At 73.0% G+C, this 23,703-nt stretch carries 21 protein-coding genes and 1 tRNA gene; 17 read left to right on the forward strand and 5 right to left on the reverse strand.

The features are described from left to right. Window positions 1-29: 29 nt before the first annotated feature. Window positions 30-2,390, reverse strand: a complete 2,361-nt coding sequence (locus tag GFH29_RS01675) for a DEAD/DEAH box helicase (protein WP_153321754.1) — start codon at window positions 2,388-2,390, stop codon at window positions 30-32. 187 nt (window positions 2,391-2,577) lie between these two features. Between GFH29_RS01675 and GFH29_RS01680 the strand changes: the two genes are divergently transcribed. The 7 genes from GFH29_RS01680 (at window position 2,578) to GFH29_RS01710 (ending at window position 13,324) form a co-directional block, all read left to right on the forward strand. Next, window positions 2,578-2,916 carry an anti-sigma factor antagonist gene (locus GFH29_RS01680; protein WP_153321755.1) on the forward strand — a complete coding sequence of 113 codons (339 nt, stop codon included), beginning with the start codon at window positions 2,578-2,580 and terminating at the stop codon, window positions 2,914-2,916. Between the two features lie 165 nt (window positions 2,917-3,081). Further along, window positions 3,082-5,448 carry a sodium-translocating pyrophosphatase gene (locus GFH29_RS01685; RefSeq protein ID WP_153321756.1) on the forward strand — a complete coding sequence of 789 codons (2,367 nt, stop codon included), beginning with the start codon at window positions 3,082-3,084 and terminating at the stop codon, window positions 5,446-5,448. Window positions 5,449-5,512: 64 nt separating this feature from the next. Next, entirely contained in the window at window positions 5,513-7,000 is a 1,488-nt protein-coding gene (locus GFH29_RS01690) for a methyltransferase (protein WP_153321757.1), read from the forward strand. 126 nt (window positions 7,001-7,126) lie between these two features. Then, the gene (gene topA, locus GFH29_RS01695; RefSeq protein WP_153321758.1) at window positions 7,127-9,844 is read left to right on the forward strand and encodes a type I DNA topoisomerase; all 2,718 of its coding nucleotides are present in this window, start codon (window positions 7,127-7,129) and stop codon (window positions 9,842-9,844) included. Window positions 9,845-9,924: 80 nt separating this feature from the next. Next, complete coding sequence (gene tmk / locus GFH29_RS01700) at window positions 9,925-10,575, forward strand: dTMP kinase (protein WP_153321759.1); 651 nt, start codon at window positions 9,925-9,927, stop codon at window positions 10,573-10,575. Beyond that, entirely contained in the window at window positions 10,572-11,750 is a 1,179-nt protein-coding gene (locus GFH29_RS01705; protein ID WP_153321760.1) for a DNA polymerase III subunit delta', read from the forward strand. The genes tmk and GFH29_RS01705 overlap by 4 nt, the downstream gene beginning before the upstream one ends. Next, window positions 11,747-13,324 (forward strand): alpha/beta hydrolase, encoded by a 1,578-nt coding sequence (locus tag GFH29_RS01710; protein WP_153321761.1) that lies wholly within the window; start codon window positions 11,747-11,749, stop codon window positions 13,322-13,324. Before GFH29_RS01705 ends, GFH29_RS01710 begins: the two co-directional genes overlap by 4 nt. A gap of 27 nt (window positions 13,325-13,351) precedes the next feature. Here GFH29_RS01710 and GFH29_RS01715 read toward each other — a convergent pair whose 3' ends face one another. After that, window positions 13,352-14,278 (reverse strand): LysR family transcriptional regulator, encoded by a 927-nt coding sequence (locus GFH29_RS01715; protein WP_153321762.1) that lies wholly within the window; start codon window positions 14,276-14,278, stop codon window positions 13,352-13,354. A 102-nt stretch (window positions 14,279-14,380) separates the two neighbouring features. Here GFH29_RS01715 and GFH29_RS01720 point away from each other — a divergent pair, with 102 nt between their 5' ends. Together GFH29_RS01720 and GFH29_RS01725 are read left to right on the forward strand one after the other, a co-directional pair. Continuing rightward, window positions 14,381-14,569, forward strand: coding sequence for a hypothetical protein (locus GFH29_RS01720; RefSeq protein ID WP_153321763.1), 189 nt, complete (start codon window positions 14,381-14,383; stop codon window positions 14,567-14,569). 98 nt (window positions 14,570-14,667) lie between these two features. Continuing rightward, window positions 14,668-14,743, forward strand: a tRNA-Thr gene (locus GFH29_RS01725). An 87-nt stretch (window positions 14,744-14,830) separates the two neighbouring features. On the opposite strand, the gene GFH29_RS01730 is transcribed toward GFH29_RS01725, so the two are convergent. Beyond that, window positions 14,831-15,445 (reverse strand): malonic semialdehyde reductase, encoded by a 615-nt coding sequence (locus GFH29_RS01730; RefSeq protein ID WP_153321764.1) that lies wholly within the window; start codon window positions 15,443-15,445, stop codon window positions 14,831-14,833. 91 nt (window positions 15,446-15,536) lie between these two features. On the opposite strand from GFH29_RS01730, the gene GFH29_RS01735 reads away from it, so the two are divergent. Together GFH29_RS01735 and GFH29_RS01740 are read left to right on the forward strand one after the other, a co-directional pair. Then, window positions 15,537-15,905, forward strand: coding sequence for a winged helix-turn-helix transcriptional regulator (locus GFH29_RS01735; RefSeq protein WP_153321765.1), 369 nt, complete (start codon window positions 15,537-15,539; stop codon window positions 15,903-15,905). Window positions 15,906-16,093: 188 nt separating this feature from the next. Continuing rightward, on the forward strand, window positions 16,094-16,501 hold the full coding sequence (locus tag GFH29_RS01740) for a DUF6157 family protein (RefSeq protein ID WP_153321766.1): 408 nt from the start codon (window positions 16,094-16,096) through the stop codon (window positions 16,499-16,501). A gap of 14 nt (window positions 16,502-16,515) precedes the next feature. On the opposite strand, the gene GFH29_RS01745 is transcribed toward GFH29_RS01740, so the two are convergent. After that, a complete protein-coding gene (locus tag GFH29_RS01745) occupies window positions 16,516-17,223 on the reverse strand; it encodes a YoaK family protein (protein WP_153321767.1) in 708 nt (235 codons plus the stop codon). Between GFH29_RS01745 and GFH29_RS01750 the strand changes: the two genes are divergently transcribed. The 3 genes from GFH29_RS01750 to GFH29_RS01760 are packed head-to-tail and all read left to right on the forward strand — an operon-like array spanning window position 17,216 to window position 19,899. Further along, on the forward strand, window positions 17,216-18,214 hold the full coding sequence (locus GFH29_RS01750) for an endonuclease/exonuclease/phosphatase family protein (RefSeq protein ID WP_153321768.1): 999 nt from the start codon (window positions 17,216-17,218) through the stop codon (window positions 18,212-18,214). The two genes, GFH29_RS01745 and GFH29_RS01750, sit on opposite strands and share 8 nt — an antisense overlap. A 15-nt stretch (window positions 18,215-18,229) precedes the next feature. Next, window positions 18,230-19,213, forward strand: coding sequence for an alpha/beta hydrolase (locus tag GFH29_RS01755; protein ID WP_153321769.1), 984 nt, complete (start codon window positions 18,230-18,232; stop codon window positions 19,211-19,213). Beyond that, complete coding sequence (locus GFH29_RS01760; protein WP_228387701.1) at window positions 19,210-19,899, forward strand: acyltransferase; 690 nt, start codon at window positions 19,210-19,212, stop codon at window positions 19,897-19,899. The genes GFH29_RS01755 and GFH29_RS01760 overlap by 4 nt, the downstream gene beginning before the upstream one ends. Window positions 19,900-19,927: 28 nt before the next feature. On the opposite strand, the gene GFH29_RS01765 is transcribed toward GFH29_RS01760, so the two are convergent. Next, window positions 19,928-20,692, reverse strand: a complete 765-nt coding sequence (locus GFH29_RS01765; protein ID WP_153321770.1) for an IclR family transcriptional regulator — start codon at window positions 20,690-20,692, stop codon at window positions 19,928-19,930. Between the two features lie 145 nt (window positions 20,693-20,837). Between GFH29_RS01765 and GFH29_RS01770 the strand changes: the two genes are divergently transcribed. Genes GFH29_RS01770 through dmpG form a run of 3 tightly spaced genes read left to right on the forward strand, consistent with a single transcriptional unit; the run spans window position 20,838 to window position 23,682 of the window. Next, entirely contained in the window at window positions 20,838-21,695 is an 858-nt protein-coding gene (locus tag GFH29_RS01770) for a 2-keto-4-pentenoate hydratase (protein WP_153321771.1), read from the forward strand. After that, window positions 21,695-22,651, forward strand: a complete 957-nt coding sequence (locus tag GFH29_RS01775) for an acetaldehyde dehydrogenase (acetylating) (protein WP_153321772.1) — start codon at window positions 21,695-21,697, stop codon at window positions 22,649-22,651. The genes GFH29_RS01770 and GFH29_RS01775 overlap by 1 nt, the downstream gene beginning before the upstream one ends. Then, window positions 22,648-23,682: a 4-hydroxy-2-oxovalerate aldolase gene (gene dmpG, locus GFH29_RS01780; protein ID WP_153321773.1), complete on the forward strand. Its 1,035-nt coding sequence runs from the start codon at window positions 22,648-22,650 to the stop codon at window positions 23,680-23,682. Before GFH29_RS01775 ends, dmpG begins: the two co-directional genes overlap by 4 nt. Window positions 23,683-23,703: the final 21 nt, after the last annotated feature.

A 23,703-nucleotide genomic window follows, 5' to 3' on the forward strand; every position in this document is an offset into this window, starting at 1 on the left:
GCTCGCCGGCTGACCGCGCGGGTCGGTGCTCAGTCCGCGCGGGGCGCGTGCTCGAGCAGCAGGTCCAGCAGCGCCACCGCGCCGGGCTTGTCGAGCGGGTTGTTCTGGTTGCCGCACTTGGGCGACTGGATGCACGAGGGGCAACCCTCGACGCAGCCGCAGGCCGCGATCGTGTCGCGGGTCGCGGTCAGCCAGTCCCGCGCCGCGAGGTAGCCGCGCTCGGCGAAGCCGGCGCCGCCGGGGTGGCCGTCGTGGACGAACACCGTCAGCTGGCCGGTGTCGGGGTGCAACGCGGTGGAGACGCCACCGATGTCCCAGCGGTCGCAGGTGGCGAAGAGCGGCAGCAGCCCGATCGAGCAGTGCTCGGCGGCGTGGGCGGCGCCGGGCAGGTCCGCCGGAAGGATCCCGCTCTCGGCGAGCACGTCGGCCGGCACCGTCCACCACACCGCGGAGGTGGCCAGCGTGCGTTCGGGCAGGTCGAGCGGCTCCTCGGCCACCACCTCCCCACTGGGGTGGCGCCGCTTGAGGAACGAGACCACCTGGTGGCGCACCTCCACGTCGCCGAAGGCCAGGCGGCACGGGCCCCAGCTGGTGTGCTGGCGCTCGGCGACGATCGCGATGTCGGTGATCTCGCGCGCCGAGGTGGAGTAGTCGGGCTCGGCGCGCACGATCTCGGCGACGTGCTCCTCGAGGTCGAGCGAGGTCACCAGCCAGGTCTCGCCGCGGTGCACGTAGACGGCACCGGGGTGAGCCGCGGCGTGGGAGCTGGCCGCGTCGACGGTGCCGACCACCCGGCCGGTGTCCTGCTCGACCAGCTGCACGGCGCTGCCACCGCTCGAGCGGATGTCGGCGAGGTCGGCGGCGCGGCGCCGGTCGGTCCAGAACCACCCGCGCGGGCGCCGGCGCAGCAGCCCGATCTCGGTGAGGGAGTCGACCACCGCGCGGGCGTCGGGACCGAAGAGCGGCAGGTCCTCCTCGGTCAGCGGCCGCTCCTGCGCCGCCGCGCACAGGTGCGGGCCCAGCACGTAGGGGTTGCCGGGGTCGAAGACCGTCGCCTCGACCGGGCGTCCGAGCAGCGCCTCGGGGTGGTGCACGAGGTAGGTGTCGAGCGGGTCGTCGCGGGCCACGAGCACGCCGATCGCGTCCTGGGCGCCGCGTCCGGCCCGGCCGACCTGCTGCCACAGCGCGGCACGGGTCCCGGGGAACCCGGCGATCAGCACGGCGTCGAGGCCGCTGATGTCGATGCCGAGCTCGAGGGCGTTGGTGGCCGCGAGCCCGGTGAGCTCGCCGCGGCGCAGCGCGTCCTCGATCGCGCGCCGCTCCTCGGGCAGATAGCCGCCGCGGTACGCCGCGACCTGCCCGGCCAGCCTCGGGTCCACCTCGGCCAGCATCCCCGCGGCGCTCATCGCGACCTGCTCGGCGCCGCGGCGCGAGCGCACGAAGGCGAGCGTGCGCACCCCGGCGACCACCAGGTCGGCGAGCAGGTCGGCGGTCTCGGAGGACGCGGCGCGCCGCACCGGGGCGCCGTTCTCGCCCGCGCCGGCGGTCAGCGGCGGCTCCCACAGCGCCAGCGAGAGCCGGCCACGCGGCGAGGTGTCCTCGGTGACCGCCAGGACGTCCAGACCAGTGAGCCGCTCGGCGGCACGCTCCGGCTCGGCGACCGTGGCCGAGGCGAGCACGAACGTCGGGTGGGCGCCGTAGTGGGCGCAGATGCGGCGCAGCCGGCGCAGCACGTGGGAGACGTGGGCGCCGAACACGCCGCGGTAGTGGTGGCACTCGTCGATCACGACGTAGCGCAGCGAGCCCAGGAACGCCGCCCACCGCTCGTGGCCCGGCAGGAGCGAGCGGTGCAGCATGTCGGGGTTGGTCAGGACGTATTCGGCGTAATCGCGGGCCCAGTCGCGCTGCTCGCGGCCGCTGTCGCCGTCGTGGGTGGTGATCCGCACGTCGAGGCCGAGCCCGGACATCGAGTGCAGCTGGTCCTGGGCGAGCGCCTTGGTCGGGGCGACGTAGAGCACGGTGGCGCCGCGCCGCTCCCGCGGCCCCCGGGCGGCGCGGATGTCGGTGAGCGCGGGGAGCTGGTAGGCCAGGGACTTGCCCGAGGCGGTGCCGGTGGACAGGACGACGTGCTGGCCCTCGTGGGCGGCCTCGGCGGCCACGGCCTGGTGGCGCCACGGCGCGACCACCCCGCGGGCGGCGTACGCCGCGACGACCTCGGGATCCGCCCACGTCGGCCAGTCCGCGGCGATGCCCTCGCGCGCCGCGAGCGCCTCGAGGTGGACCAGGCGGTCCTCGCGCCCCGGCACGGCCGCGAGCCGCTCGACGAGCCCGGTCACCGGCCCCGCACCGGAGGCTCCTGAAGCGCTCCGAGGGTGCAGCGAGACGGCCATGTGGGCAGTGTCGCAAACGGCGCCGACAGCCCCGGAATCCGCCGTGCGGAGGCCGAGTCGTCCACCACAGGTGTGGTCGTGTCTGTGCGCGGGAGCGGACCCCGTGGTTTCATATGGCAGGCCGGATGTCGGGGCGGGGGACGTCTCGGTGGCCGGCTCGCGTCAGCCCGCCTCTCGAGGAGTAACCGTGGACCTCACTCTTGCAACACGCGACGTCGATGGGAAGACCATCGTTGCCGTCGGTGGCGAGATCGACGTCTACACCGCCCCGAAGCTCCGTGACAAGATCACCGAGCTCGTCGCTGCGGGCGTCTATGACCTCGTGATCGACATGGAGGCGGTGGAGTTCCTCGACTCCACCGGCCTGGGCGTGCTCGTCGGCGGACTGAAGAAGGTCCGCGCCCACGACGGCTCGCTGCACCTGGTCTGCACCCAGGACCGCCTGCTCAAGATCTTCCGCATCACCGGCCTGTCGAAGGTGTTCGTGATCCACGACTCCGCCGACGCCGCGCTCGCCAGCAGCTGACCTCCGCGTCCGCGCAGCCCGGTCCCCGCCAGGGGCCGGGCTCGTCGTCGTCCCCGGAAATCTCCTCGCCGCGCCCTGGTGTGACCCAGGTCTCATCTGCGTAGACTCCGGCTCGTTCCGCCGCCGACGCCGCGGAACGCATCCGCCGGCAGCAGGAGGAAGCACATGACGGGGTTCTCACCAGCAGTCCTGCCAGCAGTCGTCCCAGCAGTGGTGGAGGTCTCCGGGGGCAATCTCGTCCTGGTCATCGTCGTCGCCCTGATCGCGCTCGGCGCGCTGGCGATGGCGGCGATGTTCCGCCAGGAGGTCCTCGCCGCCCCCGAAGGCACCGACGACATGAAGACCATCGCGCAGGCGGTCCAAGAGGGCGCTGACGCCTACCTCCAACGCCAGTTCCGCACCCTCGCGGTCTTCGCGGCGCTCGCGTTCTTCCTGCTGCTGGCGCTGCCGGCCGACGACTGGACGGTGCGGATCTTCCGCTCGGTCTTCTTCCTGATCGGCGCCGGGTTCTCCGCGGCCGTGGGCTACCTCGGCATGTCGCTGGCGGTCCGGGCCAACCTGCGGGTCGCCGCGGCGGCCAACACCACCGGGCGCGAGACGGCCATGCACATCGGGCTGCGCACCGGCGCGATGGTCGGCATGCTCACCGTCGGCCTCGGCCTGCTCGGTGCCAGCGTCGTGGTGATCTTCTTCCAGGACCACGCGCCGGAGGTGCTCGAGGGCTTCGGCTTCGGGGCCGCGCTGCTGGCGATGTTCATGCGTGTCGGCGGGGGCATCTTCACCAAGGCCGCTGACGTCGGGGCCGACCTGGTCGGCAAGGTCGAGCAGAACATCCCCGAGGACGACCCGCGCAACGCCGCCACCATCGCCGACAACGTGGGCGACAACGTCGGCGACTGCGCCGGGATGGCCGCTGACCTCTTCGAGTCCTACGCCGTCACGCTGGTCGCCGCGCTGATCCTCGGTTCCCAGGCGTTCGGCGACGCGGGCCTGGTCTACCCGCTCCTGATCCCCGCGATCGGCGCCCTGACCGCGGTCGCGGGGGTCTACCTGACCCGGCCGAAGTCCAGCGAGAGCGGCCTGACGACGATCAACAAGTCGTTCTACCTCTCCTCCGCGATCGCCGCGGTGGCGTCGGTGATCGTCTCCTTCCTCTACCTGCCCACCACCTTCGGTGAGCTCGAGGGGCTGGAGGGCAACCTGATCGACCAGGTCCTCGGCGGCACCAGCGAGGGGAACCCCGCGCTGATCGCCGCGGTCGCCGTCGTGATCGGCATCGTGATGGCGGCCGGGATCCTCGCCCTCACCGGCTACTACACCGGCACCGAGCACACCCCGGTGCGCGAGGTCGGCGAGACCTCGCTGACCGGCCCCGCCACGGTGATCCTCTCCGGCCTCGCGCTCGGCTTCGAGTCGGCGGTCTACACCACCCTGGTCATCGGGGCCGCGGTGTTCGGCGCCTTCCTGCTCGGCGGCGCCTCCCTCACCGTCTCGCTGTTCGCGGTCGCCCTGGCCGGCTGCGGCCTGCTGACCACCGTCGGGGTCATCGTCGCGATGGACACCTTCGGTCCCGTCTCCGACAACGCCCAGGGCGTCGCGGAGATGTCGGGCGACGTCAGTCCGGAGGGGGCCCAGATCCTCACCGAGCTCGACGCGGTCGGCAACACCACCAAGGCGATCACCAAGGGCATCGCGATCGCCACGGCCGTGCTCGCCGCGACCGCGCTGTTCGGCTCCTACGCCACCTCGGCCTTCGAGGCCCTCGAGGAGGCCAATGCGGTCGACTTCGACCTCGCGGACTTCTTCGTCTTCAACCCCGCGGTCCTGGTCGGCGTGCTGATCGGCGCGGCGGTGGTGTTCATGTTCTCCGGCCTGGCCATCAACGCCGTCGCCCGCGCCGCGGGCGCGGTGGTCTTCGAGGTGCGCCGCCAGTTCCGCGAGATCCCCGGGATCATGGAGGGCACCGGTCGCCCGGAGTACGGCAAGGTCGTCGACATCGTCACCCGCGACTCGCTGCGCGAGCTGGTCACCCCGGGCCTGCTGGCGGTGCTCGCCCCGATCGCGGTCGGCTTCGGCCTCGGTGTCTCCGCGCTGGCCGGGTTCCTGGCCGGCGCGATCGGCACCGGCACCCTGATGGCGGTCTTCCTGGCCAACTCCGGCGGCGCCTGGGACAACGCCAAGAAGCTGGTCGAGGACGGCCACCACGGTGGCAAGGGCTCCGAGGCGCACGCGGCCACGATCATCGGCGACACCGTCGGCGACCCGTTCAAGGACACCGCCGGTCCGGCGATCAACCCGCTGATCAAGGTGATGAACCTCGTCTCCCTGCTGATCGTCGGAGCCGTGGTCTCGCTGAGCGTCGGCGAGGACGAGAACGACGTCGCGCGCATCGTCATCGCCCTGGTCGCGGTGGCGGTGATCGCGGCCGCGGTCTACATCTCCAAGCGCCGCGGGGTCTCGATCGGCGACGACCAGACGCCGGTGCCGCCCGCGCCGTCGTCGGACCCCTCGCCCGCCGCCTCCGGTCACTGACGGGTCACTGGTCGGGCGGACGGCACCGTCCGAGGTGTCGGGCACGGACCCCTAGGCTGGGCCCGTGCCCGACACCGATCTGCCCGCACGACTCCGATCGGCCCTCGAGGCCGCCGACTTCACCTACGACGCCGTCGCCGAGCTGCTCGGCCCCCGCGCGCACGACGCGCTGGCCCGCAACGAGACCACCCCCGGCGTACGCCGTACCGCCGGCGGCTCGCCGCTGGAGACGCTGGTGCGGCTGTTCCTGCTCCAGCAGACCGTCCCGCGCGCCGCGGCCGACGCGGCGCTGCCCGGCCTGGTGGACCGGCTCGCGGTCGAGGGCCTGATCGAGCAGTCGGTGAGCGAGGTGGCCGCGCGCCTGGACGTGCGGCCCTACGGCACCGACGCCGACGAGCCGCTGTGGGTGGTCAGCGACCTGACCCCCGGCCTCGACGGTGGCCCGCAGCGCGTCGGCCCCGACCACGTGCTCGGCATCAGCTCGGCCTCGACGTCGCTGGCCCAGCTGACCCTGCGCGACCAGGTCGGCCGCTCCCTGGACCTGGGCACCGGCTGCGGGGTGCAGGCGCTGCACCTCGCGCGCCACAGTGACGCGGTGGTCGCCACCGACGTCAACCAGCGCGCCCTGCGCATCACCCGCTTCAACGCCGCCCTCAACGGCGTCGCCGACACCGTGGAGGTGCGCGACGGCTCGTTCTTCGAGCCGGTGCGCGAGGAGCGCTTCGACCTGATCGCCACCAACCCGCCGTTCGTGATCTCCCCGGCGACCGGCGAGCGGCTGGTCTACCGCGACAGCGGCCTGCCCGGCGACCGGGTCGTGGAGGACATCGTCCGTGCCGCGCCGGCCCACCTCAACCCCGGCGGCTGGTGCCAGGTGCTGGCCAACTGGGTGATCAGCCGCGACCGGCCCTGGGACGAGCGGCTGCTGCCCTGGCTCGCCGACGACTGCGACGCCTTCGTCGTGCAGCGCGAGGTCCTCGACCCCGCGGCGTACGTCGAGCTGTGGCTCAAGGACGCCGGCCAGCACGGCGCGGCGGACTACGTGCGTCGCTATGACACCTGGCTGTCGTGGTTCGACGAGCAGGGCATCGAGGCGGTCGGGTTCGGCTGGATCAACCTGCGCAAGCGCCCGGAGGGCGGCCCCGGCAGCGCGGCCCGGGAGCTGCTGGAGTGGCCCTACGACGTCGAGCAGCCGGTCGCCCCGGCGATCGGCGCCTGGGGTGACGCGGTCGAGGTGCTCGACGACGGGATCGACGCGGGCAGCCGCCTGGTCGTGCGCGCGGACGTGCAGCAGGAGACCATCGGGGTGCCCGGTGCGGAGGACCCCGAGGCGCTGGTGCTGCGCCAGCAGCGCGGCCTGCGCCGCGCCCGCCGCGCCGACACCCTCGAGGCCGCGCTCGTCGGCGCCTGCGACGGCGAGCTGACCCTCGGCCAGATCCTCGACGCGCTCGCGCAGCTGCTCGAGCGCGACCCCGCCGAGGTGCGCGAGACCTACCTCCCCGTCGTCCGCGACCTGGTGGCCGAGGGCTTCCTCGAGCCGGCCGACGTCTAGGACACCACGGTCCCGCCCGGTGCGGGCGGGACCTCCGACCAGCCGCGTGGCGGCTCGTGGGCAGCAGCGTCTCGGGCACGCGCTACCGTGAGCCGCTGACCGGCAGCACGAAGAGAAAGAGCAGACGTGGCACACAAGTTGGTGATCGTCGAGTCCCCGGCGAAGGCCCGCACCATCGGCGGGTACCTCGGCCCGGGGTACGTCGTCGAGTCCTCCATCGGCCACATCCGTGACCTCCCGCAGAGCGCCGCGGAGACACCGGCCAAGATCAAGGACAAGCCCTGGGGCCGGCTCGGCGTCGACGTCGACCACGGCTTCGAGCCCTACTACGTGGTCCCGCGCGACAAGAAGGCCCACATGGCCAAGCTCAAGTCGTTGCTGAAGGACGCCGACGAGCTCTACCTCGCCACCGATGAGGACCGCGAGGGCGAGGCGATCGCCTGGCACCTCCTCGACGAGCTGAAGCCCAAGAAGGGCGTCCCGGTCAAGCGGATGGTCTTCCACGAGATCACCAAGCCGGCCATCCAGGCCGCCGCGGAGAACCCCCGCGAGCTCGACATGGACCTCGTCGAGGCCCAGGAGGCGCGCCGCATCCTCGACCGCCTCTACGGCTACGAGGTCTCCCCGGTGCTGTGGAAGAAGATCATGTCCGGCCTCTCCGCCGGGCGCGTGCAGTCGGTGGCGACCCGCCTGGTCGTCGACCGCGAGCGCGAGCGGATGCGCTTCCACGTCGCGTCGTACTGGGACCTCGAGGGGACCTTCGACGCCGGCAGCAAGCACGACCAGCGGATGTTCCCGGCCAAGCTGCACTCCGTGGACGGCGCCCGCGTGGCCCGCGGCTCCGACTTCGGCCCCGACGGGCTGCTGAAGAAGAGCGACGGCATCGTCCACCTCGACCGCACCCGCGCCGAGGCGCTCTCCGAGGCGCTCCAGGACGCGACGTACGACGTGCGCTCGGTGGAGTCCAAGCCGTACCGCCGCAGCCCCTACGCGCCGTTCCGCACCACGACGCTGCAGCAGGAGGCCAGCCGCAAGCTCGGGATGAGCGCGAGCGTGACCATGTCGGTCGCCCAGCGCCTCTACGAGAACGGCTTCATCACCTACATGCGTACCGACTCCACCACCCTCTCGGGCGGTGCGGTCGAGGCGGCGCGCAACCAGGTCCGCGAGCTGTACGGCGCCGAGTACCTCCCCGACAAGCCGCGCACCTACGCCTCCAAGGTCAAGAACGCCCAGGAGGCGCACGAGGCGATCCGGCCCGCCGGCGAGTCCTTCCGCACCCCCGCGCAGACCGGGCTCAGCGGCGAGCAGTTCCGCCTCTACGAGCTGATCTGGATGCGCACCGTCGCCTCGCAGATGAAGGACGCGACCGGTCAGTCGGTCTCGATCCGGCTCGGCGGCACCGCGTCCACCGGCGAGGACGTCGTGTTCGCGGCCAGCGGCCGGGTGATCACCTTCCACGGCTTCCTCAAGGCCTACGTCGAGGGCGTCGACGAGGGCGCGGCCAAGGACGACGCGGAGACCCGGCTGCCCGCCCTGGCCCAGGGCGACGCCGTCTCGGCCGCGTCGGTCAGCGCCAGCGGCCACGAGACCAAGCCGCCGGCCCGCTACACCGAGGCCACGCTGATCAAGGAGCTCGAGGACCGCGAGATCGGTCGCCCCTCGACGTACGCCTCGATCATCGGGACGATCCTCAACCGCGGCTACGTCTACAAGAAGGGCACCGCGCTGGTCCCGGCGTGGCTGGCCTTCTCAGTGGTGCGCCTGCTCGTGGAGCACTTCCCCCGGCAGATCTCCTATGAGTTCACCGCCGAGATGGAGGACGTGCTCGACGAGATCGCCGCCGGTCGCAAGGACCGCAACACCGAGCTCGGCGAGTTCTACTACGGCTCCGGTGACATCGACGGGCTCAAGAAGCTCGTCGACGGGCTCGGAGACATCGACGCCCGCGAGCTCGCGACGTTCCCGATCGGCGACCCCGAGGCGGGCATCAACCTGCGCGTGGGTCGCTACGGGCCCTACCTCGAGGGCCCCGGCGACGACGGCACCCCGGCGGGCAAGCGCGCCAACGTGCCCGACGACCTGCCGCCCGACGAGCTGACCCTGGAGAAGGCCGCCGAGCTGTTCGCCAACCCGGCGGGCGAGGAGATCGCGCTCGGCACCCACCCGGAGACGGGGCTGCAGGTGGTGGCGAAGAACGGCCGCTTCGGCCCCTACGTCACCGAGGTGCTGCCCGAGGACGCCCCCAAGTCCGCCAAGCCGCGGACCGGGTCGCTGTTCAAGTCGATGTCGCTGGACACCGTGACCCTCGCCGACGCGGTCAAGCTCCTCGAGCTGCCGCGGGTGGTCGGCGAGGACCCGGAGAGCGGCGAGGAGATCACCGCCCAGAACGGCCGCTACGGGCCGTACCTGAAGAAGGGCACCGACTCGCGCTCGCTGGCGAGCGAGGACCAGATCTTCACGGTGACCCTCGACGAGGCGCTCAAGATCTACGCCCAGCCCAAGCAGCGCGGCCGTGCGGCCGCGGCGCCGCCCCTCAAGGAGCTCGGCAACGACCCGGTCTCCGGGCAGCCGGTCGTGGTGAAGTCGGGCCGCTTCGGCGAGTACGTCACCGACGGCGAGTACAACGCGACGCTGCGCAAGGACGACACGGTCGAGGCGATCACCCTCGAGCGCGCCGCCGAGCTGCTCGCCGAGCGTCGCGAGCGGGGCCCGGCGAAGAAGACCGCCAAGAAGGCCGCGAAGAAGGCGCCGGCGAAGAAGGCCGCCGCCAAGAAGGCGCCGGCCAAGAAGACGGCCGCCAAGAAGACCACCACGAAGAAGACGGCCGCCAAGAAGGACTGACGGGTGCGGGCGCGACCGACGGTGCGGCCTCGACAGAGGCGCACCGGGCACCGTCGGCGGGCCCGCATAAGGTGGACGGCGTGAGCAGTCATCCGGGTGTGTTCGCCGACAGCGGCGTCTTCGTGTGCTTCGAGGGCGGCGAGGGATCGGGCAAGTCCACCCAGTCGCGGCTGCTCGCGCAGCGCCTGGACGCCGCCGGCTACGCCACCGTGCTGACCTTCGAGCCCGGTGACACCGGGGTCGGCAAGGAGCTGCGCCGCATCGTGCTGAGCCCGGAGACCGGGGCGCTGGCCGACCGCACCGAGGCGCTGCTGTACGCCGCGGACAAGGCCGAGCACGTCGAGACGCTCGTGGCTCCGGCGCTGGCGCGCGGCGCGGTGGTGATCACCGATCGCTACGTCGACTCCACGCTCGCCTACCAGGGCGCCGGCCGATCCCTCGCGGTGGCCGAGGTCGAGGAGGTCGCCCGCTGGGCCACCCGCGACCTGCGCCCGCACCTCACGGTCGTGCTCGACCTGGCCCCCGAGGCGGGGCTGGCCCGCTTCGAGGCTCGCGACCGGATCGAGGGCGAGTCGCTGGAGTTCCACCAGCGGGTGCGCGCCGCGTTCCTGGAGATGGCCGCGGCCGACCCCGACCACTACCTCGTGCTCGACGCGAGAGCGTCGGTCGAGCAGATCGCCGAGGCCGTCTGGGCCCGCGTCGAGCCCCTGCTCGGGCAGGCGGTCCGATGACGGCGGTGCGGCAGGCCGGCAGCGTGTGGGACGGCCTGGTCGGCCAGCGCGCCGCGATCACCGCCCTGCGCGCCGCGGCCGGCGGCCACGGGATGAGCCACGCCTGGCTGTTCACCGGCCCGCCCGGCTCCGGGCGCTCCAACGCCGCCCTCGCCTTCGCCGCCGCCCTGCAGTGCGAGGACCCCACGGAGCCCGGGTGCGGTCAGTGCCACGCGTGCCGCACCGTGCTGGGCGGCTCGCATGCCGACGTCAAGCGGGTCAGCACCTCCGGGCTGTCGCTGGGCGTGCGGCTGGTGCGCGACCTGGTGCGCTCCGCGTCCCTGGCCCCCGTCGGCCGGCGCTGGCAGGTGATCGTCGTCGAGGACGCCGACCGGCTCACCGAGCAGGCGGTCAACGCGCTGCTCAAGGCCATCGAGGAGCCGGCCGAGCGCACCGTGTGGATGCTGTGCGCGCCGACGGTCGAGGACGTCTTGCCCACTGTCCGCTCGCGCTGCCGCCTGGTCACGCTCAGCACCCCCAGTCCGCGCGACGTCGCCGGGTTCCTGATGGCCAGCGACGGCGTCCCGGAGGCGCTGGCCGTCTCCGCCGCCCGCGCCAGCCAGGGCCACATCGGCCGGGCCCGCGCGCTGGCCCGCGACCCCGAGACCCGCAAGCGCCGCAACGAGGTCGTCGCGATGCCGGCCAAGCTCACCAGCCTCGGCGCCTGCATGCGCTTCGCGGCCCGGATCGCGGAGGTCAGCAAGGAGGAGGCCGAGGCGCTCACCGGCGACCTCGACGCCCGGGAGAAGGCCGACCTCGACGCGGCGTACGGCGTGGTCGAGCGCGGCCGCCGGCCGCGGGAGTACGGCCCCGCGCTCGCCGAGCTGCTGAAGGAGCAGAAGACGCGCGCGAAGCGGCGCCACCTCGACGTCGTCGACCGGGCGCTGATGGACCTGGTCTCGGTCTACCGCGACGCGGTGGCGCTCGCCTCGGGCGCCCGGGGCGAGCTGGTCAACGAGGACATCCGCGCCGACGTGGAGTGGCTCGTCGAGACCGCGAGCCCGGAGCTCAACCTCCAGCGCATCGGGTGGATCTTCGAGGCCCGCGAACAGATGCTGGAGTTCAACGTGCCGCCCGCCCTCGCCCTGGAGTCGATGATGGTGTCCCTGCGTGCCCCGGACGGAGCCGTGCGGTGAAGCCCACGACCGTCCGCGTGATCGTCCTGCTCACCGTCGCCGCGCTGGTGCTCGGCACGCTCGGCGTCACGATCAGCGCGCTGACCTCCGGCTCGGGATCGGGCTCCTCCGGCGGGGACGACTGGAGCCCCGCGCCCACGGGCTCCGCCGCCCCCGGCGCGGCCGAGGCGCCCGCAGCCGACCTGCAGGAGTTCTACGACCAGCGCGTCGACTGGCAGCGCTGCTCGGGCGACGGAGACTTCGAATGTGCCCGAGTCGAGGTGCCGCTCGACTACGCGGACCCCGATGCCGAGAGCATCGAGCTCGCGCTGCTGCGCGACCCGGCCAGCGACCCCGAGGCGCGGATCGGCTCGCTGCTGGTCAACCCCGGCGGTCCCGGCGCGCCGGGCACGGCGTACGCCGAGCAGGCCGAGGCCGCGTTCCGCCCGGAGCTGACCCGGGTCTACGACGTGGTGGGCTTCGACCCCCGCGGCACCGGGTCCAGCTCGCCGGTGGACTGCCTCCCCGACGCCGCGCTGGACCGCTATCTCGCCTTCGACCCGACGCCGGACAGCGACATGGAGGCCGGCGACCTGCTCCTGCAGGTGCGCTCGTTCAACCGCGGCTGCGTCGAGCGCTCCGGCGATCTCGCCGCGCACGTGTCCACCGTGGAGGCCGCGCGCGACCTCGACATCCTGCGCGCCGTGCTCGGCGAGGAGACCCTCACCTACTTCGGCGCCTCCTACGGCACCCAGCTCGGCGCGACGTACGCCGAGCTCTTCCCCGACCGGGTCGGCCGGATGGTCCTCGACGGCGGTGTCGACGTCACCCTCGACGCCCGCGAGTCCAGCCTGGGCCAGGCGCGCGGCTTCGAGACCGCGCTGCGCGCCTACGTGCAGAACTGCGTGGACGCCGGCGACTGCTTCCTCGGCGACTCCGTCGATGAGGGCATGGAGCGGATCGCCGAGCTGCTCGACGACCTCGACGAGAAGCCGCTGCCCACCAGCGACGGGCGCACGCTCGAGCCGGGCACGGCGTTCCTCGGCATCGTCACCCCGCTGTACAGCCGGCAGTACTGGAGCCTGCTCGACGAGGGGCTCCAGGGCGCGCTCGACGGCGACGGCACGGTGCTGATGCTGCTGGCCGACACCTACGCCTCGCGCGGTCCCGACGGCTACCTCGACAACTCCACCGAGGCGATCGTGGCGGTCCGCTGCCTCGACGACCCCGCGTCGGTCCCGCTGAAGCGGATCCCGCAGGAGTTCGCGGCGTTCGACGAGGCCGCGCCCCTCTTCGGACGGGTCTTCGCCTGGGGGCTGCTCGGCTGCGTCGGCTACGACGCCCGCTCCGAGGAGAAGCCGCTCGACATCCGCGCCGAGGGTGCCGCCCCGATCCTGGTCATCGGCACCACCCGCGACCCCGCGACGCCGTACGAGTGGTCGGTCGCGCTGGCCGACCAGCTGGAGTCCGGCGTGCTGCTCACCCGCGAGGGCGACGGGCACACCGGCTACAACGTCGGCAACACCTGCGTCGACGAGGTCGTCGACTCCTACCTCATCGACGGCACGGTGCCCGAGGACGGCCGGCGCTGCTGACTCGCCGCTCCCGGCTCGCGCCGGCGATCAGTGCGGGCGGACCGGGTCCGCGATCGCCTGGATGCGTGCGGTGGCGAGCTCGATCATCAGCTGCGCGGCCGGGGAGAGGGCGGCGCCAGCGCGGTGCACGATCGCGAGCGTGTCGTACTGGCGTGGGCGCAGCGAGACCCAGCCGGCCTCGGGTGCCAGACGGGGGAGCAGCTGGAGCGCTGCACCCTTGTTGACCACGGAGTCGGCGAGTCCCATGCCGACCAGCTCGACGGCGGTCTCGACGTCCTCGACCTCGATGCGGGTCTGCGGGTTGCGCCCGGTCTCGTGCAGCATCTGGCGCAGCACCGTCCGGGTGGAGTCGCGGGCGCGCCAGGTGGTCTCCGGCATCACCAGCGAGGCCTGTGCGAGCCGGTGCGCGGTGAGCGGGCTGGTCAGGCGGCTGTGGTCGGCGCTGATGTAGACCAGCTCGTCGCGGGCCACCGGGGTGATCGTCAGCCCCTCGCTGGCCGCGCTGGAGACCGCGATCATCGCCGCCTCCAGTCGGCCGCGGCGCAGGTCCTCCTGGACGTCCAGGGAGTTCTGTCCCACCAGCTCGACGCGTACGCCGGGGTGGCGGGCGAGCACGTCGGCGACCAGGCCCGCCCCGGCGTACAGCCGAGCGGTGCCGAACATGCCGAACCGGATGGTCCCGGTCTCCAGGGAGCGGACCCGCTGCACGGCCTGCTGGGCCTCGCGGACCGCGGTGAGGGCCTGCTCGGCGTGGGGTCGGAGCGACTCGGCCGCGCCGGTGGGGACCACTCCGCGGCCCACGCGGCGGAAGAGCTCCACGCCGAGGCTGCGCTCGAGGCTGCGGATCTGCTCGGAGACCGAGGGTTGTGCGTAGCCGAGGTGCTCGGCGGCCGCGGTGAGCGAGCCGTGCTCGTAGGCGGCGAGGAAGCAGGTCAGCTGGTGCAGCGAGAGCATAGGTCCAACCTATGTGGCTTCGAGGAAAGCAAGGCTACCCCTTTGCCTGGGCCGGCGGGAGGATGATCGCGTCCCCGATCGCACCCACGGAAAGGAACCGCGGTGTTCACCCACGTCTGCAGCGCCTGCGACAAGCGTCAGCTCATCTTCCCCAGCCAGGTCACCGCGGTCGCCGAGGGCGCTCGCGGCCCCGTCGTCACCTTCACCTGCTGGTGCGGCGCCACCCAGTCCGCGCCGCTGCGCCTCGTCCCCGAGCCTCGCCGCCCGCGCGAGGTCGAGCTCGTCGCCTGACCCGTCTGTGGGTCGTCGCCGCGGGGTGGGCGCCGGTTTCGCGCCCGGCCTGCGGCATCGGTATGCTCTGCCGGGTTGTCCGGCGTGCCGGGCGACACGCCGCCTTAGCTCAGTCGGTAGAGCGAATCACTCGTAATGATTAGGTCGTCGGTTCGATTCCGACAGGCGGCTCCACTGCACCAGCCCCCGACCTGCACCGCAGGCGGGGGCTGTTCGCATCTGGGGCGGCCTCCGGAGATCCGACCGCCGCCCCGACCGCGCTCACGCCCAGGCGAGGGCCTGGTCGTGCTCGAGGCGCGGCAGGCGCGGGAACCACGGGTCGACGCCGGGGTGGCCGATGTTGACCACGAGGTGCGAGCGCCACGAGGTGCCCGCGAAGAACTCGGCGTCGATGCCGGCCGCGTCGAACCCGCCCATCGGGCCTGCCGCCAGGCCGGCCGCGCGGACGGCGAGGAGGAAGACGCCGGTCTGGAGCGAGGCGGACTGGCGGGCCATACCCTCGCGCAGCTGAGGCTGGCCGCCGAGGTTCTCGCGCATCTGCTCGCCGCGGGCCGGAAAGACGGTGGGCATGTGCTCGTGGAAGTCGAGGTCGTAGGCCATCACGGCGACGACCGGTGCGCTCGCGGCCTTCGAGCGGTTGCCCTCGGCGAGGTGGGGGATCAGACGGGCCTTGCCCTCCTCGGTGCGCACGAACAGCACGCGAAGCGGCTGGGTGTTGGCCGCGGACGGCGACCAGCGGGCGAGCTCCCAGATGGCGCCGAGCTCCTCGTCGGTGACGGGAGTGTCGGCGAAGGCGTTCGCCGTGCGGGCCTCGGTGAACAGGAGCGCACGCGCCTGCTCCTCGAGGGCGAAGAGGGTGGGGGGTGCCTGGGTCATGACCGCTCCTGGACTGGCTGCTTGAGATTGAGTAGGTACTACGAAAAACATAGCAACTAGTCCAGCAGATGGCGAGGGGTAGGCTGCCGGTATGGCGAAAGAGGCGGCTCCGGACGCGGCGGACCACGACCCGCGGGCGTGCAGCAGCGGCCTGATCCGCGCGTTCAGCTTCTTGGGCAAACGGTGGAACGGCGTGCTGCTGGCGACGCTCCTGGAGGGTCCGGCTGGGTTCGCCGATCTCAAGCGCGCCATCGCCGGGATCAGCGACTCGATGCTCTCGGATCGGTTGAGCGAGCTGTCCGGCGCGGGCCTGGTGCGGCGCTCGGTGGAGGAGGGGCCCCCGGTGTCGGTGCTCTACGACCTCACCGAGGCCGGGCACGCGATCCTGCCGGCGATGCGCGCGCTGTCGACGTGGGCGGACGAGCACCTGCCGAACGACGCGTGCCCGCCCCTGCGATAGGGACGGGCACGACGGCGGTGCGCTGGATCAGCTGATGAGCGCGTCGATCCCGCCGAGGTAGGCGCTCGGGTCGCCGGTCGGGTGGTGCCTCGGGCGGGACTTGCGGGCCGAGAGCCGCGCCGTTGTCCCCGGGCGCCGCTAGCGTCCGGGGACAGGCAGCACTCCCGACAGCACGCGGAGGAGACACCATGGACTACCGGACGACGTTCATCGCGGTGGCCGACGACTGCAAGGCCGACCACGGCAAGGTGCCGGTCCCTCGTGGGTCGTCGCGCACCGTCGCGGAGATCCAGTACGAGATGCTCGCCGAGCACCCGTACACCTTCACCCAGGAGGACGTCCTCTTCGAGTCCTGGTTCGCCCGCCAGGGCCTCGAGGTGACGGAGGAGGAGCAGGCCGAGCTGCGCGCTCAGTTCTTCGCGAAGGACCAGCCGTGCTTGCGGACCTCCCCGCTCGCCCGCTCCCACGGGTGGGGGCTGGTCTTCGACGCGGAGGGCCGGATCGCGCTGTGCGCGGTGGACTCCGCGGAGTACGCCGCTCATCTCGCCTCCGGGGAGCTGACGGTCCTCCGGGCGATGCGCAGCAAGCGCGCCTGAGGACGCCGGCGGCCTCAGGGCTGGGGCGACGGCGCCGTGGCGCGTACGGCGCGCGTGTGCAGGTCGCCGAGGACGGTGACGGCGGCGATGAGGAGGCCCGCGGCCAGCAGGGCGGAGGCGGGGTGCCAGGCCAGCAGCAGGGCGCCGAGCGCCGCACCGGCCACGAGCAGCGCCACGGAGGCGGAGCGCCGCCCCGCCGAGCGCTGGCGGCCGTTGCCGAGCGGTGAGTCGATCGCGAGCGCCGTGATGGTGCCGGTGACCACGACGGTCGTGACGTCCTTGACCCCGATGAACCGGGCGGCCGCGGCCTGGGTGCCCATCGCCACCCCGAGTGCCGCCGTGACGCTGAGGCGGACCGCGCGGTGCGGCTCCCCGCCGGTGACCAGCAGGACCACGCCGACGGCCACGACGACGACCGCGACCAGGGACAGGAGCCAGGTGGAGGGCGTGCTCCACGGCTCGGAGGAGTCCTTGAGCACGCGACCCACGAGCGCCCCGCCGACCACGAAGCCGACGAGCGCGAGCACCGGTCCGAGCGGCGCCAGGTCGCCGCCCCCGGCGAGGGCCATGCCCAGGAGCAGCACGTTGCCGGTCATGTTGGCGGTGAAGACCTGGTCCAGGCCGAGGTAGCAGACCGCGTCGACGAGACCGGTGGCGAAGGTGAGCGCCAGCATCAGTGCCAGGTGCAGGCCGGTGGTGGGAAGGCGCGCGAGGGTGTCCATCGCTCGATACAACCCCGTCGTCGCGCCGAGCGGCACCCGCCGGGACGGGTACGTTGCCAGCGGCAACGCCGTCGATCCCGGAGAACCCATGCGCCGTACCGCTGCCGTCCTCGCCGTGTCGCTCGCGCTCCTGCTGACGCTGGCGTCCCCGACGAGCGCTGCCGAGGAGCCCGCGGAGCGCGGCAGGGAGCGGTCGCCGATCTGGGTCGCGACGTACAACATGTTCCGCGAGATGCCCGCCAAGGCGGCGCGCCGCGACATCCGCGAGCTCGCCGCGAGGCCGCGTCTGGACATCATCGGCTGGCAGGAGATGTGGGGACGCGACAAGGCCCTGCATCGGCTGCGCAAGCACGGCTGGGCGACGTGGGTGCCCCCCGGCGAGGCGCGCCAGGACCCGATCTCCTGGCGACGCTCGGAGTTCGCCCTGGTGGAGACCGAGGTCTACCTGGCGCACCGGGCCGCGACGCTGAAGCGGCACCGCAAGGACGTGCCGCGCAAGTTCTTCAACCGGGTGACGCTGCGCCACCGCGCGACCGGCCGGGTGGTGTCGGTGTTCAACAACCACGTGATCCCGACCATCGAGTCGCAGGGCCAGGGCCGGCCCGGGCACCCGGTCCGCCCGCGGATCCGGTGGGCCCAGCAGCACTGGAACCGTCTCGAGGCGGCGATCGCCCGGGCACCCGGCCAGCCGATCGTGCTCGGCGACTTCAACGTCGATGCGTTCGTCGACCTCGAGGTGCGCCACCCCGCGATGATGTTCGCCCACCTGCGCGACACGCTGCGGTCGAGCTGGCAGGTCCTCGGCGGCAACGAGGCCGTCGCGCTCACCCACCCCGGCACGGGGCGTCACATCGACTACGTGATGGTGGGGCGCCGGGCCCTGCGCCGCGACGTCCTGGTGCCGACCCGGCAGGTGGTCATCGACGGGCTGCGCTCGGACCACCGCCCGCTCGCGGTCAAGGTGCAGGTGCGCACCAAGAAGCGCGGCTGAGCCGGAGATGCGCGCGTGAGCGAGCAGCCCCCGTCGCATCCGCCGCCCGCCGGGCTCAGCGCCGCGGCGCGGGCGGCGCTCGCGCGACCCCTCGGCGAGCCGGTGCCCGAGCCCGCGCTCGACGACGTCGCGGGATGGCGCCGGTACGCCGAGACGCTCGACGAGCTGACGACCGCGGCGCTCGCCGTACGCCAGCCGCCGGCGGAGGAGCTGCGCGCGACCCGCGTCGAGATCGCCGGCGCCGCGGCGTACGAGCTGGTGCCGGCGCACGTCCCCGCCCCGGAGGCTGCGCCGGTGGTGGTGGACCTGCACGGCGGCGCGATGGTCTCCGGCGGGGGCGAGCTGGCGTGGCGCGCGAGCGCGCCGACGGCGGTACGTCGTGACGCGATCAGCTGGGCGGTGGACTACCGGATGCCGCCGGAGCACCCGTTCCCTGCGGCCCTCGAGGACTGTCTGGCGGTCTACCGGGAGGCGGTGGCGCGGTGCGGGGCCGGGCGGGTCGTCGTCAGCGGCTTCTCGGCCGGCGGCAACCTGGCCGCGGCCCTGGTGCTGCGGGCCCGCGAGGAGGGCCTCCCGGTGCCGGCCGGGCTGGTGCTGCTCAGTCCCGCGCTGGACCTCACCGAGTCCGGGGACAGCTTCCGCACGCTGCGCGGGGTCGGCGGGCTCGCGCCGATGCCACTGGCCAACCGGCTCTACGCCGGCGGGCGCGACCTGGCCCATCCGCACCTCTCGCCGCTGTTCGGTGACGTGTCCGGGTTCCCGCCCACGTTCCTGCAGTCGGGCACCCGCGACCTCCTCTTGTCCAACGTCGTGCGCATGCACCGCCGGCTCCTCGATGCCGGGGTGCCGGTGGAGCTGCGGGTGCTGGAGGCCGCCGGGCACGGCGGGTTCGGCGGCGGGACGCCGGAGGACGAGGTGCTGCTCGCCGACATCCTGGCCTTCGAGGCGGGCGTGCTCGGGAGGGGACCGGGCGAGGCGCCGTTACGCTCGCGGGCGTGAACCTGCCGAGAAGATGGGTCAACCGCGCCGTCCACACGGCCTGGCGCTGGGTCGAGACCGCGGGGGAGATCGCTCCCGGCACCCATCGCGGGGACCGCTTCGGCAGCCTCGGAGACGGCAGCTGCATCGGCTTCCCGCTGGCCACCTTGATGAACGAGCACTGCATCCACGTCGGTGAGCGGACGCTCATCGGGCGCCAGGTGACGCTGTCGGTCGGCTACGGCCCCGGCGACCCGGGGGCGCCGGCGCGCGGGCTGGTCATCGGCGACCGCTGCGTCATCGGCGCCCGCACCTGCCTGACCGCGCACGAGTCGGTGGAGATCGGCGACGACGTCTGGTTCGGCCAGGACGTCTTCGTCTCCGACGCCAGCCACGGCTACCAGCGCCCCGACGTACCGATCGGGCAGCAGTTCGGCGCCCACGACCCGGTGGTCGTCGGGTCCGGCTCCTGGATCGGGCACGGCGCGATCCTGCTGCCCGGCACCCGGCTGGGCCGCAACGTCGTGGTCGCGGCCGGCTCGGTGGTGCGCGGCGAGGTCCCCGACCACGCGGTCGTCGCCGGCACCCCGGCCAAGGTGGTGCGGCGCTACGAGCCCGGTCTGGGCTGGGTCGGCCGCGCCGGCGACGTGCGACCGGTCGCCCCGCACCCCGGCGAGCCCGCACCGGAAGCCGCGACCGCCGGCTGATCAGACCCTTCGCCAACTCGCGGAGGAGTCAGGGGGCGAGGGCCTCGCGGCGGGCGACGGTGCTGGCCAGGCCGGTGGCCGCGGCGCGGACCGCGGCGACGTGCTGGTCGGGGCGGAACCGGGTGGTCGGGCCGGTGACGCTGATCGCGGCGACCGCCTCGGTGCCGCGCACCAGGACCGGCGCGGCGACGCAGGTCAGCCCGGGCGCGGACTCCTCGTGCTCGAAGGCGACCCCGGTCTCCAAGACGGCCTCCAGCTGGCGTTGCAGCAGCCCGGGGGCCACGACGGTGCGCGGCGTACGACGCTCCAGGGGGCCGGTGAGCACCTGCTGGCGCAGCGCGGGATCGGCGTGGGCGAGCAGCGCCTTGCCGATCGCGGTGCAGTGCAGCGGCATCCGGCCGCCGGTCCGCGACGGCGCGACCGCCTGGCGGTGGCCGCCGATCTTGGCGACGTAGACGACCTCGGTGCCCTCGCGGACGCCGAGGTGCACCGTCTCGTGGGTGCGCTCGTAGAGGTCCTGCAGGAACGGCATCGCCACCTCCAGCAGGCTGCGCTCGACCGATGCGCGCAGGCCGAGCTCGAAGAGCCCGCCGCTGAGCCGGTAGCCGCCCGGCTCGACGCGGTCCAACAACCGGTTGGCGACCAGGTCGCCGGCCAGTCGGTGCACGGTCGCCTTGTGCAGGCCGGTACGACGTACCAGCTCCGCCAGCGACAGCACCTGGTCGTCGACGGCGAACGCGCGCAGGATCGTGACCGCCTTGCCGAGCACCGTGTCGAGGTCGGCGTCGGTCATCGCAGTGCTCCCACGCGGTCCTCCTGGGCGGGCGGCGAACAATTCGCGCCAATGTATCGCTGAGCGAGACGAGGAGGTGGCCGGGGCGGAGCGCGGAGGGGAGGGTGAGGTCGTCACCACCCTCGGTCGATCCAGAAAGCAGGACATGACCACTCGCTCGTACGACGTCCCGGCCGGCGACAACGCCCGGCCGACCACCACCGTCGACCCCGCCTCCATCGCCGCCGCCGGCGACCGCCTCATCGAGGCACACTTCTCTGGCACGCCGTGCGCGCCGGTGCGCGACCTGATCGGCCCCGACGACGTCGCCGCGGCGTACCTCGTGCAGGAGCGCCTCAACGGCGCCCGCCTCGAGCGCGGCGCCCGCGTGGTCGGCCGCAAGATCGGCGCCACCTCCGAGGCCGTGCAGACCCAGCTCGGCGTGGACCAGCCCGACTTCGGCGTGCTCTTCGACGACATGGGCTTCGAGGACGGCGCGGAGATCCCGACCTCGGCGCTGATGCAGCCCAAGGCCGAGGCCGAGGTCGCCTTCGTGCTCGGCAAGGACCTCGCCGAGGGCCCGCTCGACGACGCCCAGATCCGCGACGCGATCGACTACGCCGTGGCCTCGCTGGAGATCGTCGGCAGCCGGATCACCAACTGGGACATCACCTTCGCCGACACCGTCGCCGACAACGCCTCCTCCGGGCTCTACGTGCTGGGCGCCGAGCGCCGCACGCTGGCCGAGGTCGAGCCGGTCGAGGTCACGATGTCGATGAGCATCGACGGCGAGGAGGTCTCCACCGGCAACGGCGCGGCCTGCCTCGGCGACCCGCTCAAGGCCGTCGCGTGGCTGGCCCACCAGGCCCGCACCTTCGGCGAGCCCCTCCGCGCCGGCCAGGTCATCCTCTCCGGTGCCCTCGGCCCGATGCGCCCGGTCGAGCCCGGCCAGGTCGTCACCGCCGAGATCAGCGGCCTCGGCACCGTCACCGCACGTTTCAGCAACGACAGCAAGGACCAGTGATGAGCGAGAAGAAGACCAAGGTCGCCATCATCGGGTCGGGCAACATCGGCACCGACCTGATGATCAAGGTGATGCGCACCTCCCAGCACCTCGAGATGGGCGCGATGGTCGGCATCGACCCCGAGTCCGACGGGCTGGCCCGGGCCGCGCGCTTCGGCGTCCCGACCACCCACGAGGGCGTCGACGGGCTGATGGCGATGGAGGGCTTCGAGGACATCGAGATCGTCTTCGACGCCACCTCGGCCAAGGCCCACATCGCCAACGACGCCAAGCTGCGCCCGCTCGGCAAGCGGATGATCGACCTGACCCCGGCCGCGATCGGCCCGTACGTCGTGCCCGCGGTCAACATCGAGGACCACCTCGACGCCGACAACGTCAACATGGTCACCTGCGGCGGCCAGGCGACGATCCCGGTCGTCGCCGCGGTGTCCCGCGTCGTCCCCGTCGAGTACGCCGAGATCGTGGCCTCCATCGCCTCGAAGTCGGCCGGCCCGGGCACCCGCGCCAACATCGACGAGTTCACCGAGACCACGTCCAACGCGATCGTGAACGTCGGCGGCGCCAAGCGCGGCAAGGCGGTCATCATCCTCAACCCGGCCGAGCCGCCGCTGATCATGCGCGACACGGTCTTCTGCCTGGTCTCCGCCCCCGACGAGTCGGTGCACGCCGAGATCGTCGCCTCGGTCGAGAAGATGGTCGGCGACGTCGCGGCCTACGTGCCCGGCTACCGGCTCAAGCAGCAGGTGCAGATCACCGAGATCCCCGCCGACCAGCCGGTCGAGACGCTGCTCGCCGACGGCGAGACCACCCGGCCGACCCACCAGGTGTCGGTCTTCCTCGAGGTCGAGGGCGCCGCCCACTACCTCCCGGCGTACGCCGGCAACCTCGACATCATGACCTCCGCCGGCCTCCAGGTCGCCGAGCGGATCGCGGCCGCGAAGGAGAACGCCCAGTGAGCGAGCAGAAGACCCCGATCTTCGTCCAGGACGTCACCCTGCGCGACGGCATGCACGCCGTGCGCCACCGGATCACCCCCGACAACGTCAAGCGCATCGTCTCGGCGCTCGTCGACGCGGGCGTGGACGCCGTCGAGGTCGCCCACGGCGACGGTCTCGCCGGCGGCTCGGTCAACTACGGCCCCGGCTCGCACACCGACTGGCAGTGGATCGAGGCGGCCGCCGAGGTCATCGGCAACGCCCGCCTCACCACCCTGCTGCTGCCCGGCGTCGGCACCATCGAGGAGCTCAAGCACGCCTACAGCCTGGGCGTGCGCTCGGTGCGCGTGGCGACCCACTGCACCGAGGCCGACGTGTCGGCCCAGCACATCGCGACGGCCCGCGAGATCGGCATGGACGTCTCGGGCTTCTTGATGATGAGCCACATGGCGCCCGCCGAGGAGCTCGCCAAGCAGGCCAAGCTGATGGAGTCCTACGGCGCGCACTGCGTCTACGTCACCGACTCCGGCGGTCGGCTCACCATGCGCGGCGTCGAGGAGCGGGTCAAGGCCTACCGCGACGTGCTCGACCCGGGCACCGAGATCGGCATCCACGCCCACGAGAACCTCTCGCTCTCGGTCGCCAACTCCGTGGTCGCGGTCGAGAACGGCGTCTACCGCGTCGACGCCTCGCTCGCCGGCCACGGCGCCGGCGCGGGCAACTGCCCGATCGAGGCGTTCATCGCGGTCGCCGACCACTCCGGCTTCGAGCACCGCTGCGACGTGTTCAAGCTCCAGGACGCCGCCGACGACATCGTGCGCCCGCTCCAGGACCGCCCGGTGCGCGTCGACCGCGAGACCCTGACCCTGGGGTACGCCGGGGTGTACTCCAGCTTCCTGCGCCACGCCGAGACCGCCGCCGCCCGCTACGGCCTCGACGTCCGCTCGATCCTGATGGAGTGCGGCCGTCGCCGGCTCGTCGGCGGCCAGGAGGACATGATCATCGACATCGCCCTCAACCTGGTCGCCGAGCGCGAGGCCGCCGCCAGCTGAACCCCGACGCTCCCGCGTCAC

It is taken from the genome of Nocardioides sp. dk884, assembly GCF_009557055.1.
Classification (GTDB): Bacteria; Actinomycetota; Actinomycetes; order Propionibacteriales; family Nocardioidaceae; genus Nocardioides.

Bases quoted from the DNA above. Each gene is read 5' to 3' on its own strand.
- GFH29_RS01675 (WP_153321754.1), bottom strand. From the start codon at position 2,390: ATGGCCGTCTCGCTGCACCCTCGGAGCGCTTCAGGAGCCTCCGGTGCG.
- GFH29_RS01685 (WP_153321756.1), top strand. From the start codon at position 3,082: ATGACGGGGTTCTCACCAGCAGTCCTGCCAGCAGTCGTCCCAGCAGTG.
- GFH29_RS01705 (WP_153321760.1), top strand. From the start codon at position 10,572: ATGACGGCGGTGCGGCAGGCCGGCAGCGTGTGGGACGGCCTGGTCGGC.
- GFH29_RS01715 (WP_153321762.1), bottom strand. From the start codon at position 14,278: ATGCTCTCGCTGCACCAGCTGACCTGCTTCCTCGCCGCCTACGAGCAC.
- GFH29_RS01730 (WP_153321764.1), bottom strand. From the start codon at position 15,445: ATGACCCAGGCACCCCCCACCCTCTTCGCCCTCGAGGAGCAGGCGCGT.
- GFH29_RS01735 (WP_153321765.1), top strand. From the start codon at position 15,537: ATGGCGAAAGAGGCGGCTCCGGACGCGGCGGACCACGACCCGCGGGCG.
- GFH29_RS01740 (WP_153321766.1), top strand. From the start codon at position 16,094: ATGGACTACCGGACGACGTTCATCGCGGTGGCCGACGACTGCAAGGCC.
- GFH29_RS01745 (WP_153321767.1), bottom strand. From the start codon at position 17,223: ATGGACACCCTCGCGCGCCTTCCCACCACCGGCCTGCACCTGGCACTG.
- GFH29_RS01765 (WP_153321770.1), bottom strand. From the start codon at position 20,692: ATGACCGACGCCGACCTCGACACGGTGCTCGGCAAGGCGGTCACGATC.
- GFH29_RS01770 (WP_153321771.1), top strand. From the start codon at position 20,838: ATGACCACTCGCTCGTACGACGTCCCGGCCGGCGACAACGCCCGGCCG.
- GFH29_RS01775 (WP_153321772.1), top strand. From the start codon at position 21,695: ATGAGCGAGAAGAAGACCAAGGTCGCCATCATCGGGTCGGGCAACATC.